We start from the raw sequence: 14,211 nt of genomic DNA, 5'->3' as shown, positions 1-14,211 counted from the left end.
GGTCGCCGTCGTTGTCGCCGCGGTCGATCACGCCGCGCTCGCCGCCATTGCGGTCAAGGCGGCGAGGCGGAACACGTATCAGGCCTATTGCGCTATGTCGATCCGGCCGTAAATCCCGGTTGTCGGGCTCGGGCCCGCGGCGAAGAAGAGGGTATTCAGCGGTTGATTATCAACGTTGTTGCCGAACGAGATGCCCCAGATGCCCTTTTGCTGAATCATCGTGCCATCCGTCTGAGTCAGCGCGCCGATGAAGGCACCGGTCGCCGGGTTGAACGCATCGATGGTGCCGTCGCCGAAATTGCCGATCAGCAGGTCATTGCTTGCACCTCCGAAATTCGCCGGCGCCATGGCGATGCCCCAGGGCGAGTTCAGGGAACCGTTCGTGGCGATGCGCTTGACGAAGTGACCGTCGGTATCGAAGGTATCGATCACGCCATTGCCTGCGCCATTCACCTGCGTGCGCCCGTCCTGACCGACCTTGGCATAGGTGACGAAGACGGTGCTTCCCGTCACGTTGATGCCGAAAGGCGCGAAACCCGCGGGTAGCGTGGGGTCCTGGAACGGGCCATCGAGCTGCACCTTGTTGAAGGATTTGTCGAAGACATCGACCTTGCCGTTATGGAAGTCGGTCGCATACAACAGGTTGGCGGTCCCGTTCTTGCCAATGGCGAGGCCCTTGTAGACCGCGCCGCCGGCGCCGTCGTCGTAAGCCTTGACCGCCGAGGTTGGCAGCACCTTCGGCGACCAGCCTGCAATCGTGCCGGCTTCCGTCGCCCAGATAAACAGCGCATTGCTGGTGCTGCCGTTTGCGGTGACCTGGAAATCAGTGCTGGTGTTGAACACGATGCCTGTCGGGCCGCCGGTCTGGCCGCCCGCTGCCGGCGGAATTGTCACCACCAGCGACTGCACGACACCGTTGCCGTCGTACAGCGTCGACTTGCTCGTGGTGTTATCGGAAACCCACACTACGCCGGTCGGATTGAACGCGATGCCCCAGCCGTTTTGCAGGTTGGCGTCGGTGTGGGGGGCCGCGGTGCTGCCGTCGGAGACCAGCACGGTAGATCTGAACGGACCAACAATCGGGGCATTGTTCGAGTTGGAATCACTGCCGCCGCATGCGGCCAGCGTTGCAACTGCCACGCCCAGTAGCACTGACAAAGTAAGCTTCTGCTGAAGTTTCATGGGTGTTCTCCTCTTGCGGTTCGATTGGTGTTCGCCGAGGTCGATTCTCCTTGGGTGACGCCCGGCCAACAGACGAGATGCAATCGCTGGATGAGCGCACGTGCCGGTTGTCGCGGCGGGTTGCCCGTCTTCTTGCAGCGTTCGATCGTCCCAGTCTGAACGTGTGCAACAAAACATTTATTCCATGCAGAGAAGGATTGGGTTTTTATCTAATTTTGATTTCCATTCCTGATTAAAACTTGAAGTCAGGTAAAACGGTTCATCAGGTCCTGAGCTGGCGCGAACAGCAAAACAGCCGACACCCTCCAGATATTCCAGTCCCACGAACTATTTTTTGCGGTTCTTAATGCGGGAATTGCGGAGAGTTGGCGTCCGAATGGAATAAAGCCGGGGTTGCAAACGTTTAGGCGCCGGTGTTCAGAATCGGCTAGTCCGGTAGCTATCCTACGCAGTCAGGTCTTTAATCGGCCGGAGATCATGCCAGCGTGAAATGAGTGGGTGGTGGAAAAACAGGCGATCAAAAGCTGAGCACAGCGTAGTCATGCCCATCACATGCTTGCCGACATTCAAACTCTTTCAGTGACCTTTGTCTGCTTAAGCGCGGTTCCTGGGCTGGACATATCGCTCGAACGGAAACGCTGCCGGTATTCCATCGGGCTGATATGAAGACGCTTGCTGAAGGTTCGCCTGAGCGAGTCGGCGCTTTCGAATCCACATCGGCGCGCGATGTTTGAAACGGGGTGGTCAGTGCTTTCCAGATATCGCCGGGCGGCATCAATGCGTGCATCATTGAGAAAGGCGATCAGGCTGACGCCGCACTCCTTGCTGAAGACACGGGACAGGTTGCGCGCGCTCATGTTCAGACGCTCAGCAAGCGACGCCATGGTGTGCGGCAGATGCAGATTGTCGAGCAGGTACTGCTGAACCGGCTGGATCTGTGAATCGGCGGCAGCCTGGGTTTCCAGGAGCGGGCTGAATTGCGATTGCCCACCCGAGCGCCGCACATACACGATCAGGTACTTGGCTACATCCAGCGCCATCTTCTTGCCGAAGTCTTCCTCAATCATGACAAGTGCGAGGTCGATGCCCGCCGTCACGCCGGCGGTCGTATATAGACCGCCGTCTTTCACATAGATCTGATTCGGTTCGACCTTCGCTTTTGGAAACATGGCGGCGAGTCTTGCCGCATCCATCCAGTGCGTCGTCACGGTCTTGTGATCAATCATGCCGGCCGAACCGAAGGCGAATACCCCGTTGCAAATAGCGGCAATGCGACGGCTGATGCGACGTTGCTTCAGCAGCCATTCGCTGAGCGTGGAGTCCTCCAGGACTTCAAAAATGCCGAGACCACCCGGGATGATCACCGTATCGAATTCCGGACACGGGTCGAAGATCGTCCGGTCCGGCACGACCGTCAAACCACTGGACGAGAGCACGGATCCGCGTGTCGTGCCGACGGTCAGCATTTCGTATTCACACTGCCCCTGGCTCAGGATGCGGACCTCGGCGAACGCGTCTTTCGGCCCGGCAATATCGAGCAACTGGAAGCCTGGAAACAACACCATGGCGACGGTGATCTTGCGCATATGTGAGTCCGATCCGATGAATTCGGGGCAGGGCAGGCGGAGCTTGGCGCCATTGCGGCACCGTTCACACGATGAAACCACGCGCGTCAACTGGCTTCAGCCGACGCCAGGAGCAAATAGTCTAAAGCGGCAAAAATTCGATGACCAGCAGGACGTGACGCTGATTGATCGGCATGGAGCCGGCGCATGCAGCATGCGCCGTGCTGTTTTTAACAGGATGCTTAGACTGTCTGATGAAATGCACGCACATTCGTGCTTCGGGAATTGGCATGCAGGCTGCGCTGTGCGAGGTTGCCAAAGAGCAAACCCAGCGTGGTCCACATGATCACTTGCATGCCGATGGCGGCAACGCGGAATTTCCAAAGCAGCACGGCAGGAAAGGCAGCGGGTACTTCGTTGATCGCCGGCATGCCGATCTGCACGGCGGCAATGATCACGACAAACACCGCTGCGCCTGCAATGGACGCGTTCCATGATCCAAGGCGGGCAATGGCGGCCCGGCGAACCTTTAGCGAAAACACCGTGGCGGCTAGCGAGATCACGATCATCAAGAAGTACAGGCCAGTGCGATAACCTATGGTCGCCGGGTCTCCAACCGAAGGTGGATTGGCTGGGTACTTCAGGTTCGGCACGATCACGAGGCTAATGAATCCCGCGATGGCCAGCCACGCCGATAAAGCATTGGCGCCAAGCGTGCCGGCCCGGCCGACCAAGGCAGAGAAGGTCAGCGCGAACAGGCCGCCGATAGCCGCGCTATAAGCCATAACGCCCGTGAGCAAGCCAAGGCCGGCCTGCGTATGACGGCTGACAAGTTCCGGTTCGGGCGCTTCGCCTTTTGCCGCGTCCGCTTTCTCCTCGAACGAGATTGCCTGATCGACCTGAGGCTCGCCGACTATTTTTGCGAAACTGAACGTGAGCAGCCCGGCGGCAATGCCTGCGAGCATGCCGCGCACCAATAATTTACCGACCATGGAATGCTCCAGTTCAATGACAAGGGAAGCCGAGCAAGTGCCGGCCATCGTGTACAAATTCATGCACGTACATGCCCGGAATCAGCGACGTGGCGCCTTCTTCCGCACCCACGAAATAGATTGCGAGCAGCATTAGCAGACCGCCGAAAATCGCCCACGGCATCAGCTCGCGAGCGGGAAGCGGTAATGGCATGACAGTTGAATCCAGAACAACGTCGGACATAAGGATCTCCAAAAGCATCTAAAAATACGGCTCGGCTTAAGCGCGAGCGGTGACGACTACAGCGTCGATAGCGGCTATTTCCGCCGCCGACAGCACGCCCGCCTCAACCAGGGTTTTCTTGAGTGCGAGAAAAAAACGTTCGTAATAGTCCCAGCGCGGTTGACCCGCGCAATAGCCGTCCTCCCATTGGGCGATCGATTCAATCAGGTTCTGCCGGAACGCTTCCCACTCGAAGTAGCCGGTCTTCGACAACGACAACGCAAGACCGAACACATCGCGTTCCCACGATTTGTCGAAGAGAAACTTGCCTTGGCTGCGCGGCGGTGAGTCGGGTTGCCCCAGCATGCTTGATGCAGCGTATTCCTCGAAGCGAGTGAACATGATCAGCCCGCAGCGAGTGATGTCGACGGAGGTGGGGGCACGAGCGCAACGCCCATCATGGCCTCCGGCGTGACGAGCGCGGCCAGTGCTTCTTCGCTCATGCCCTCCGTTCCCGCGGGACGTTCCGGGACGACGAACCAGCGAATCTGTGCGCTGCTGTCCCACACCTTGACCTCGGTGTCGGCCGAAACCGGCACGCCGAATTCGCGCAGCACCACACGCGGTTCACGCACGCCGCGCGCGCGAAATACGGGGTCCTTGTACCAGTACGGCGGCAGGCCGAGTACTGGCCACGGATAACATGAGCACAACGTACAGATGATCAGGTTATGCACGCCGTCGCCGTTCGCAACTGCGGCCATGTGTTCACCCTCCGCACCATCCATACCTTGCGGTAAGTCCATTGTCGCGATGGCTTTGGGCGTGTCTTCGATCAAAAGCTGCTTGAACGCGGGATCGACCCACGCACGCGCGACAATGCGCGCGCCGTTGAACGGGCCCGCCACGGTTTCGAAATGGCCGAGCACGGTATCTACCGAGTCGCTGCCCAGTACCCCTTTCTCGATCAATAGCGCTTCCAGCGCGCGCACTCTCGCGGCGCTGGCCGCCTCGCGCTCATCGTCGTATTTGAATAGGTCGCTCATGGTCTTGGTTCCTGACGTGGATCAATTGGCTGCAAGCAGATAGGCATCGAAGAGATCGGCGTAAATGGTCGTATTGGGCTCGCTCTTCTCCTCGCCCCAGATGTCGGCGGCATTGAATGCCACGCGATATACCGGCATGGCCTGACCGATGCCATCGGGTCCTGTCGAAACGAAATACGTAAATGCACCGGGGTAAACAAAGTCCACCGTGCCGCGTTTGTTACGCAGATATCCGGGCAAGCGCGTGTGGTCGACCGCATCGGGGTCCGCCACGCATACGTGCGTGCCCTTCGAAAAGCGTGGCGCTTGTTCGAATGCGTGGAAGCCGGAATCGCCGTTGACCAGGTACGCATTGATCTGCGCCGCAATTGCGGGATTAGGCTTGGCGGGAAGCGCCGCTTGTGGATCAGCACGGTAATGACGGGTCTTTTCGTCGAGTTCGTCAGCTGACACATATCCTTCATCGATAAAAAACTGCGAGATGCCCATCAACCATTTTTCGTAATAGCGGAACTTGAAATACTCGAACGGCTGCATGCCTTCGGCACCCGTACGCAACGACGCCCAGGTCCAGGTATTCCTGAATGTAGTGGGCAGATCGGCTATGGGATAACGAGGCAATGCATCGGAGAGATGCGTGCTCTCGGCCATCATCACCGTATGGATGCCGAAGATGCGTTTCTCCCACGGCTCGACGAACACTTGCGTGTCCACGTTGACCGGACCAAGATTTTCCAGCCCGCCTAAGTTGTGCTGTAGTTTCATTCGATGTTCCCGGACGGAAGTGAGTTGAGGTTCAGTTGAGCTGCGGCTCGGGTTTGCGGGTCAGGGCGTCGCCGAGGGCTTCGGACACGATCCCAAATAGCGCGCCCGTGATCAACGCGGCCGCCGCAACGAGGGCGGGGTTATGAATGCCGGACGTGGTAATGGCTCGGCCGGTGGCGACTGTCGTCCCTACGGTCGATGCAAAACCCCACACGACTGCGGGCAGCACGCTCAGCAACTTGAGCTTCGATGCCTGCACCATGGCCGCGCTGCCGACCCCCACGCAAATCGCCGCGATGGCGGGTGTCTGCGTCGAGCTCGCAATGGCCAGCAGCGACAGCGACGCAATGACAAGGCCAGTGAGATTTGAAGCGATGCTTTGCACGAATCCGGCCGGGCCGCCGCCGACCACGAAGAACGATGCCCATGCGATGAATGTCACCCAGACGGGAATCGGAAACACGGTGGCGGTGATGTAGGTATCGACTACGGCTAACACACCAATGCTGACCGTAAAGGCTTCGGACTTTTTCATTGCGGGCTCCTTGAGGATGGGGATTCAGGGCTGATGCAGGCAATCGAGAAAGGCGTCTCTCAGGCGCGGCATGTCGAGGTCGCGACCGATGAATACAAACTTGTTGTCACGTGTTTCATCGGCGCGCCACACGCGTCCGGGACGCCCTTCGAGCAGCATGTGGACGCTATGAAAATGGAACTGCCGGGGCTCGGACTGAAAGTTCAGCACGCCCTTCATCCGCATGAGTTGCGCGCCGGACTGCTGAACCAGTTGGTTGATCCAGCGGTTGAATCGATCTGGATCCAGGGCGCCGCTCTCAACCAGCGAACACGATTGAATCGATGAATCGTGTTCATGGTCGTGAGCGGTTTCATCGAGCAGGTCGGGCTCGATTTCAAGTAGCGCGGGCAGGGAAAAACGCCGTACGCCAAGCAGTGAATCGGGTGGAACTTGCGAATGGCTCGCAGCGGTGATGGCCGCGGTCGGGCTCAGTGCACGCACCTGCTGTTCGAGCAGATGCAGCGCGTGAGCGTCGATGAGATCCACCTTGTTGATGACGACGATGTCAGCGAACGCTACCTGCTCGCGCACGATCTCGTCCTGGAGTTGCTGAGCGAAATGATGTGCATCGACGACGGTGACCACCGCCTCGAGTTCGACCGCTTCGCGCAAATCCGGGTCTGCAAGGAAGGTTTGCAAGACCGGCGCTGGATCGGCGAGTCCGGATGTCTCGACGATCAGGCGATCAAGTCTCGCGTGCGTGTTGCCTTGGGTGCGCATCAGCAATTCCTTCACGCTCGCCACCAGGTCGGCGCGCACGGTGCAACATACGCAGCCGTTGTTGATTTCGATCAGCGCTTCTTCCTCGGCGACGATCAACTGGCCGTCGATGCCGACCTCGCCGAACTCGTTCACGACAACGCCGATGCGCCCGGTCGTGCTGTGCTGTATCAGGTGATTGACCAGCGTGGTTTTGCCGGCGCCCAGAAAGCCTGAAATCACGGTGACGGGAATCTTGCGCCGCGGATTGGGTTGAGGTTGGTGCATGGCAGATCTCGACAAGGGCTTGAGGGATTTGGCCTTGTAAAGAGCGAGTACCAGGCCTGATTTCGCCAGACGGCCTGAGTGAAACGCGCTATGTCTCGATTGCCCCGCTCTGATGGCCGTATTGGGTTGAACGGTCGATAACGGACAAAATCCGGCTATGACCTGCTCCAGGTTCGGGACAGGAAATGGTGCATCGACGGGCAAGCGTGCCCACGCTGGGTGCGCGATGTGCCCTGATTAGCGAGGTGGATTTGAGAGAAAAGCGATCAGCAATGGTTCAAGCCGCTTCGCACGAGACGACCATTCAGCGCGTAGGGGTGAGCGTCGTCAAAAAACAGACCTCGGTAATAATGCCGATATTGCATTCACCGACGCCGCTTTCCCGCGCGTCGATCTACAAGGGAGCGACGGCGTGGTCGATTCATCCGCAGTCTTGACGGTGTTGTCTGTCTATATCGCAGGTGTGGTTATTCCCGGGCCGAACTTCGTGGCGGTTGCGCACAAGGCGGCTTCATCGACACGCTCCGAGGCTCTGGCAGTTGTAGCGGGAATCGTCCTGGTCAGCTTGTTCTGGGCGACCTGCGCCATTCTCGGCGTGGGGATTGTGTTCGCTGCATTCCCATGGATGGCGTTGGTCGTCAAGATTGGCGGCGCGGTGTACCTGATGTGGTTCGGCTTCCGGCTCATCCTCCAGGCGCGAGCCGGCGGGGCGGGCATGGCTGAGGCGAGTGTGTCCGGCGGATTGCGCAAGGCATTTGTGCAAGGCTTCGCGACCAACATCACGAACCCGAAGTCGGTGGCATTTTTCGCCGCCATCTTCGCTTCCGCCACGCCCGCGCATATGTCGCCGGTCACCTTCGCAGCGATGCTTGCCATGGTCGCTCTGGTCGCCACGACTTGGTACGGCTTCGTCGCGCTCGTGCTGTCGCACGCGGGGATTGCGTCGGGCTACCGCGGGTATCGGGCATGGATCGACCGCGTCTGCGGCGGGTTGATCGTGGCGCTGGGCGTTCGCCAGTTATTGACCCGCTGAAACGCGCTTGACGAAGACGGGAGGCGATGGGCGCTTAGGGATGCGAGTACGCACCCTTGTCGGCGGCACGTTGCGTTTTCTTGGGTTTCTTATGTTTGGGCGGCGGCGCGTGGCGCGAAGCGCCACCGGTTCCGGACATGGACGACTGTCCCTCGCCGAAATTAAAAGTCTCCGCCAGTGCGGCGGTCGAGATAAAAGCAAAAGCGCTGAGGGTCGAGGCGATCACTATTTTTGTAAGCTTCATTGAGCGGATGTTCCAGGGTTATTAAAGTGCGTCAGCTTAAACTAAAGCGCTACTGACGCATCTCGTCCCTCGACCTCATTTGCCGCGAAGCGGCTTGTCCTGCATGTACCAGGACAACGCGAACGCGAGCAGTACGACCGCACCGGCCACGAAAAACACCACGTGCATTGATCCCGAGAATGCGTTGAGATACGTCTCGCGCAAAGCGGCGGGGAGATGCTGGACCATGGTTGGCCCCATCGATTGCGGCAACTCCGTCCCTGGCGGCATGGCGTTTGCCAGACGTGAATGCAGACCGTTCGTAAAGATTGCGCCGAACGTTGCAACCCCCACCGAACCACCGATCGACCGGAACAGCGTGGCGCCAGACGTCGCCACGCCCACGTTCCTGAACGGCACCGCATTCTGCACGGCGAGCACCAGCACCTGCATCACCATGCCGAGTCCAAGCCCCAGCAACAGCATGAACAGATACATGGTGTGAAGCGGGGTATCCAGTTGCAGTGTGGACAGCAGGAACATGCCGCAGGCCACGATCGCGGTCCCGCAGATCGGGAACCAGCGATATTTCCCGATTCGGCTAATCAGGCGACCGCTGATGATGGAGGTGGACAGTATGCCGGCCATCATCGGCAAAACTTGCAGGCCGGCTTGCGAAGGGGTTGAACCCTTCGCCACTTGCAGATACAGCGGCAGGAAAGTGATCGCGCCGAACAGCGAAAATCCAATGATGAAACCGATCAGGCCACTCAGCACGAACGTGCGTTCCCTGAAAAGCTCAAGCGGCATGATCGGTTCATCGGCGAGACGTTCTTCGTAGATAAAACCGCCCAGCGTAATGAATCCGAGCGCGAGCGTGAACCAAAGCTGCGGGGAACTCCACGGCAGCAACGTGCCGCCCTGACTGGTAAAAAGAATGATACAAGTGAGCGATACGGCTAAAAACGCGGCGCCCATGTAATCGATTTTATGCTTCACGTGCGCCACGTGCGGTTTGAACACGAGTCCGATCACGATCAGCGCAAGCACGCCCAGCGGCACGTTGATATAGAAGATCCAGCGCCACGACAAATGCTCGACGATAAACCCGCCCAGCAGCGGTCCGACGACCGTCGCGAGTCCGAATACGCCGCCGAACAAGCCCTGGTAGCGGCCGCGTTCGGCGGGCGGAATGACGTCGGCAATGGCGGCCATGGTCACGACCATCAAACCGCCACCGCCGAGCCCCTGCAACGCGCGCAATACGATCAACTGAGTCATGTCCTGTGCGACGCCGCACAGGATCGAGCCGGCCAGAAAAATGAGGATTGACGCCTGAATGACGACTTTGCGACCGAACAGATCGCCGAATTTGCCGTACAGCGGCACCACGATAGTCGACGTCAGCAGGTATGACGTCACGACCCAAGACAGGCTTTCGAGCCCGCCCAGCTCGCCCACAATGGTGGGCAACGCGGTGGAAACGATGGTCTGGTCGAGCGCGCCGAGCAGCATGACGAGCAGCAGCGCCGTGAAAAGAAGCCGGATTGGCGGCCGCTCTGCAATGGCAGGAAGTGCGACAGAGGGTTGCAGGGATTCCATTCGGCTGCCCGATGAGATAAATTAATGTTGGAGTTAATATTAGGCGACGCCATTCGCGGGGTCAATTGCCACTATGACTAAAGATGTAACCGATCCTTCCGGGCAGTCCGTTTCGTCCGCCCACGCTGAACCGCCGAAGGCCGGCCGTCGGCCTGGGAGGCCTAGTGGCGCGCAGCACGGCGAGCCGCGGACGCTGTTGCTGGATGTGGCGCTGGTTTTATTCGCCCGTCAGGGAATCATGGAGACCACGCTCGGGGCGATAGCGCGCGAGGCGGGCGTGACGCCGGCCATGGTCCATTACTACTTCAAGACGCGCGATCAACTGCTGGATGTGTTGATCGATGAGCGATTCGTGCCTTTGCGCGCCGAACTCGGGCGCGCGTTCGCCGACTCGGACGCGGAACCGGCGGAAGCGTTGCGTGGGTTCGCCGAAGGGCTCATTGCTGTGTGCGAGCGGTATCCGTGGTTCGCGACGCTGTGGGTTCGCGAGGTGATCAGCGAAGGCGGATTGCTGCGTCAGCGCATTGCAGAGCGTTTCGGCGATGCCAATAAGAAGGCATCGATTGCACGCATCGCGCAGTGGCAGAAAGAGGGCAAGCTCAACCCGCACCTGGAACCTTCGCTGCTGTTTGTGTCGGTATTCGGACTAACGGTGTTGCCGCTGGCGGTGACTTATACGTGGGCTGAGGAGAGCGGCGGCTGTGCGCCCAGGCGCGACCAGATCGCCAAGCACGCGGTGGCGCTGCTGATGCACGGCGTCGGGCCGGTTTGAGCGCCACGGCAGCGGGGCTTGGGACCTCAGGACGTCGCGCTTATGCGGGTACCGCGACAGGGGCATGGTCCTGGCCGGCATCGAGCATCCGGACAGCGAACCCATAACACCGTTCGATCAAATCGGGCCGCATCACTTCACGCGGTGCGCCTTGCGCGATGATCGTGCCATCTGCGAGCAGCGCGATGGTGTCGGCGTGGCGGGCGGCGAGATTCGGATCGTGCACGATAGCCAGTGCGCCGATATGCCAGTCCCGCGTCAAGTCGCGCACCGTCGTCAGCAGCCGGTGCTGATGCGCAAGATCGAGTGCGGCGGTGGGTTCATCGAGTAAAAGGTAACGCGGTGTTGCGTGGGCCGGATCACTCGCGTTGGTAGCGTTGGTCGGGTCGGGCCATAGCTGCGCCAGCACCCGCGCGAACTGCACACGTGCAAGCTCCCCACCGGACAGTGTTGTGATCTCGCGGCCCGCGAGGCCATTGGCCCCGGCTAGCGTCAAGGCATCGGCGACAATGCCCTGGTCATGGCGCGACGGCACGCCGCCACGCAGATGCGGATATCGCCCGAGCAGCACGATTTCTTCGACGCTGAATGGAAACGCCGGTTGCGATGCTTGCGGAAGCACGGCGCGCAGCAGCGCGAGTCGTCGTGGCGGGATGGTATGGAGTGGCTCGTCGTTGAGCGTGATGGTGCCGGAATGGCGCGCGGCGCGCGACGGTCCGCCGGTCTGGAAATCGCCAGCTAGCGCTTTGAGCAGCGTGCTTTTGCCCACACCATTGCGTCCCAGCAGCGCGGTCAGCGTCCCCGGTTTGATGGTCAACGACAGGTCGCGCAGGATCGGCGTCGCGCCATGTGCCACGCAGAGGTTGCTCGTCATCAGCATCGGTTGGTACTCCACATTGATATCAGTCGCTACAGGCCGAGCTGGCTGCGACTGCGCCACAACAGCATCAGGAAGAATGGCGCGCCGAGCAACGCGGTCAGGATGCCAAGCGGTACTTCGGCCGGCGAGGCCACGGTCCGCGCGGCCAGATCGGCGAGCACGGTCAGGAGCGCTCCCAGCAGCATCGCGCCGGGCATCACCACGCGCTGATCCGGGCCGCACGCGAGCCGCACGCAATGCGGTGCAACCAGCCCGATAAAGCCGATCACGCCCGTGCACGAAACCAACGCGCCCACGCTCAACGCCGACGCGACCAGCACCGTTCGTTTGACCGCTTGCGTGGATACGCCAAGATGCTGCGCCTCGGTCTCACCCAGTTGCAGCGCATTCAGTGCGTGCGAATGGCGCGCGATCAGCACGACACCCAGCAACACGAATGGCAGCACTGCACCGAGCACGGGCCATTGCGCACCGCCAAGGCTGCCGAGGCTCCAGAAGGTGAGCGAACGCAATTGCGCGTCGTCGGCTATGTAGGTGAGCAGGCCGATCGCCGCGCCCACGAGCGCATTGATCGCGATGCCTGCCAGCAGTAGAAGCGGCAACGCGAGCCGCCCGCGTGCCGCCGCGAGCCGATAGACCAGCGCGGATACCGTCAGCGCGCCGGCGAACGCGGCGATCGGCAAGAAGTAGAGGCTTACCATAGCGACGGACGCACCGAGGAGCGGCCCGAGCACGATCAGCGTCGAGGCGCCGAGCGCCGCACCGCTCGAGATGCCGATCAGGCCCGGATCGGCGAGCGGGTTGCGAAATAGCGCCTGCAACGCGCTGCCCGCCGCGCCGAACCCCGCGCCCACGAGCAGTGCCAGCAACACGCGGGGCAATCGTATGCCAAGGAGTACAGCGTGAGCTTGCTGGAGAGCAGGATCGGATGTGACGGCGTCGCCGCTTGCGGTCAGGGCAGACCAGACAAGTGCCGGTGTCATCCGATAAGCCCCCACGCAGATCGCGGCCAGCGTCGCCAGGAAGAGGGCTGCTGCCAGCCCCGCCAGCGTCAACGTTGCCACGCGGCGTCTGCGATCGACCAGCGGCATGGGCGCGACCGATGCCGCGGCCTGGGTGCTCATCAGACTTGCCCCAAACGTTGATTGAGAGCCGTGACGGCGGCCGGCAGACGCGGTCCGAACCCGAGCAGGAATAGCGCGTCGAGTGAGACCACGCGCTTCGCACGGCCGGCGGGCGTGGCGCCAAAACCCGGGCTCGCGAGCAGCGCCGCCGGGCCTCCGACCGCACTCAAACCTTCATCGGTAATCAGCACGATGTCCGGCGCAGCGTTGACCAACGCCTCCGCTGACAATGGTCGATAACCGTTGAATCCCTGCATCGCATTACGTGCGCCGGCGTAAGCGAGCATGGCGTCAGCGGCAGTGTTCTGGCCCGCGGCCAGCGCCTGATTGCCCGTGTGATTCAGCACGAACAGGACGCGCGGCGGCGACCCGTTTCGACCTAGCGCCGATGCCTCCACCGCTTGACGGGCGCTCTGCCAATCGCGATCGAATCGTGCCTGAAGCGCATGGCCGGCGGTGGTTGCATCGAGTGCGCCTGCAATGCCCGTGATCTTGCCGCGCACCGTGTCCACGTCATGGCGCTCAGGGAACGACACCACTTCTACGCCTGCTTTTTGCACCTGGCTCAACACGCCCGGCGGTCCGGCTTCGGCGGACGCGAGGATCAGGTCTGGCCGCAGCGACAACAATCCTTCAGCCGAGAGCGCACGCTGATAACCCACCTTCGGCAACTCGCGCGCAGCGGCGGGATAGGTGCAGGTGGTGTCAGTTGCGACCAGCGTGCCGTGTGCGCCGGCTTGCGCGCCGAGCGCGTACACGACTTCCGCGAGTGCACCGCCAACGACGATCACCCGCCGCTGCGATTGCGCCAGCGCACGGCCCTGCAGCGCGCCCGCCACCAGCATCACACCGCCGCCGATGAGAAGCTTTCGGCGCTGGCCGTTGAAGCGTTCGCGGTTCATGCCAAAACCTCGCCCTGCAAAGGCGCGATGCCCGCAATCAGTTCGCGCCAGCCTTCGAGTTCCGGCGTGCCGGGTTTGCGCGCACCAAACAGCATCGCGATGTTTTCACCGTCGGCGTCGAACAGTTCGAGCGACGTCACAATGCCATCGCTTGTCGGCTTGCGCACAACCCAGGCGCTGGCAATCAGATCAGCGCGCAGATGCAGATTGAAGTCCGGATCGAGCACGTTGAGCCACGGCCCCATCACGCGGATCGTTTTGACCGGACCCGTATGGATCTGGATCATGCCGCGATTTCCCACGAATACCATGATCGGCAATTCGGTCTCAGCGGCCCTTTCCAGCAGGCCTTGCAGCGC

Annotated in this window: 17 protein-coding genes; 3 read left to right on the top strand and 14 right to left on the bottom strand. The window is 60.8% G+C overall.

What is annotated here, in order from left to right; translation table 11 throughout:
• Window positions 1-84: 84 nt before the first annotated feature.
• The 9 genes from JWR14_RS07400 to JWR14_RS07360 form a co-directional block, all read right to left on the bottom strand.
• Window positions 85-1,182, bottom strand: coding sequence for a TIGR03118 family protein (locus tag JWR14_RS07400; RefSeq protein WP_299703809.1), 1,098 nt, complete (start codon window positions 1,180-1,182; stop codon window positions 85-87).
• Between the two features lie 566 nt (window positions 1,183-1,748).
• A complete protein-coding gene (locus JWR14_RS07395) occupies window positions 1,749-2,768 on the bottom strand; it encodes a GlxA family transcriptional regulator (RefSeq protein WP_299703806.1) in 1,020 nt (339 codons plus the stop codon).
• A gap of 221 nt (window positions 2,769-2,989) precedes the next feature.
• Window positions 2,990-3,739, bottom strand: coding sequence for a CbtA family protein (locus JWR14_RS07390; RefSeq protein WP_299703803.1), 750 nt, complete (start codon window positions 3,737-3,739; stop codon window positions 2,990-2,992).
• A gap of 13 nt (window positions 3,740-3,752) precedes the next feature.
• Complete coding sequence (locus JWR14_RS07385) at window positions 3,753-3,962, bottom strand: CbtB domain-containing protein (RefSeq protein WP_299703800.1); 210 nt, start codon at window positions 3,960-3,962, stop codon at window positions 3,753-3,755.
• A 36-nt stretch (window positions 3,963-3,998) separates the two neighbouring features.
• On the bottom strand, window positions 3,999-4,343 hold the full coding sequence (locus JWR14_RS07380) for a nitrile hydratase accessory protein (RefSeq protein WP_299703797.1): 345 nt from the start codon (window positions 4,341-4,343) through the stop codon (window positions 3,999-4,001).
• Between the two features lie 2 nt (window positions 4,344-4,345).
• Window positions 4,346-4,987, bottom strand: coding sequence for a nitrile hydratase subunit alpha (nthA, locus tag JWR14_RS07375; RefSeq protein WP_299703794.1), 642 nt, complete (start codon window positions 4,985-4,987; stop codon window positions 4,346-4,348).
• Between the two features lie 21 nt (window positions 4,988-5,008).
• Window positions 5,009-5,752: a nitrile hydratase subunit beta gene (nthB, locus tag JWR14_RS07370; RefSeq protein WP_299703791.1), complete on the bottom strand. Its 744-nt coding sequence runs from the start codon at window positions 5,750-5,752 to the stop codon at window positions 5,009-5,011.
• 31 nt (window positions 5,753-5,783) lie between these two features.
• Window positions 5,784-6,287 (bottom strand): DUF1097 domain-containing protein, encoded by a 504-nt coding sequence (locus JWR14_RS07365; RefSeq protein WP_299703788.1) that lies wholly within the window; start codon window positions 6,285-6,287, stop codon window positions 5,784-5,786.
• Between the two features lie 24 nt (window positions 6,288-6,311).
• The gene (locus tag JWR14_RS07360) at window positions 6,312-7,316 is read right to left on the bottom strand and encodes a GTP-binding protein (RefSeq protein WP_299703786.1); all 1,005 of its coding nucleotides are present in this window, start codon (window positions 7,314-7,316) and stop codon (window positions 6,312-6,314) included.
• Window positions 7,317-7,728: 412 nt separating this feature from the next.
• Between JWR14_RS07360 and JWR14_RS07355 the strand changes: the two genes are divergently transcribed.
• Both JWR14_RS07355 and JWR14_RS07350 read left to right on the top strand, forming a co-directional pair.
• Entirely contained in the window at window positions 7,729-8,349 is a 621-nt protein-coding gene (locus JWR14_RS07355; protein WP_299703784.1) for a LysE family translocator, read from the top strand.
• Between the two features lie 56 nt (window positions 8,350-8,405).
• Window positions 8,406-8,618 (top strand): hypothetical protein, encoded by a 213-nt coding sequence (locus JWR14_RS07350; RefSeq protein ID WP_299703782.1) that lies wholly within the window; start codon window positions 8,406-8,408, stop codon window positions 8,616-8,618.
• 50 nt (window positions 8,619-8,668) lie between these two features.
• On the opposite strand, the gene JWR14_RS07345 is transcribed toward JWR14_RS07350, so the two are convergent.
• On the bottom strand, window positions 8,669-10,174 hold the full coding sequence (locus tag JWR14_RS07345) for an MDR family MFS transporter (RefSeq protein ID WP_299703780.1): 1,506 nt from the start codon (window positions 10,172-10,174) through the stop codon (window positions 8,669-8,671).
• Between the two features lie 73 nt (window positions 10,175-10,247).
• Between JWR14_RS07345 and JWR14_RS07340 the strand changes: the two genes are divergently transcribed.
• Window positions 10,248-10,946: a TetR/AcrR family transcriptional regulator gene (locus JWR14_RS07340; protein ID WP_299703778.1), complete on the top strand. Its 699-nt coding sequence runs from the start codon at window positions 10,248-10,250 to the stop codon at window positions 10,944-10,946.
• 40 nt (window positions 10,947-10,986) lie between these two features.
• Here the strand turns inward: JWR14_RS07340 and JWR14_RS07335 are convergent, their stop codons facing one another.
• From JWR14_RS07335 to JWR14_RS07320, 4 genes are all read right to left on the bottom strand, one after another.
• On the bottom strand, window positions 10,987-11,826 hold the full coding sequence (locus JWR14_RS07335; RefSeq protein WP_299703776.1) for a heme ABC transporter ATP-binding protein: 840 nt from the start codon (window positions 11,824-11,826) through the stop codon (window positions 10,987-10,989).
• A 29-nt stretch (window positions 11,827-11,855) separates the two neighbouring features.
• Window positions 11,856-12,950 carry an iron ABC transporter permease gene (locus JWR14_RS07330; RefSeq protein ID WP_299703774.1) on the bottom strand — a complete coding sequence of 365 codons (1,095 nt, stop codon included), beginning with the start codon at window positions 12,948-12,950 and terminating at the stop codon, window positions 11,856-11,858.
• The gene (locus JWR14_RS07325; RefSeq protein WP_299703772.1) at window positions 12,950-13,852 is read right to left on the bottom strand and encodes an ABC transporter substrate-binding protein; all 903 of its coding nucleotides are present in this window, start codon (window positions 13,850-13,852) and stop codon (window positions 12,950-12,952) included. Before JWR14_RS07325 ends, JWR14_RS07330 begins: the two co-directional genes overlap by 1 nt.
• On the bottom strand, window positions 13,849-14,211 hold a 363-nt coding region (locus JWR14_RS07320; protein WP_299703770.1), incomplete at its 5' end, for a ChuX/HutX family heme-like substrate-binding protein. The genes JWR14_RS07320 and JWR14_RS07325, both read right to left, overlap by 4 nt.

The sequence above is a fragment of the Caballeronia sp. genome, from assembly GCF_028292365.1.
Lineage (GTDB): Bacteria > Pseudomonadota > Gammaproteobacteria > Burkholderiales > Burkholderiaceae > Caballeronia.
This window is presented reverse-complemented; position numbering and strand designations above follow the sequence as displayed.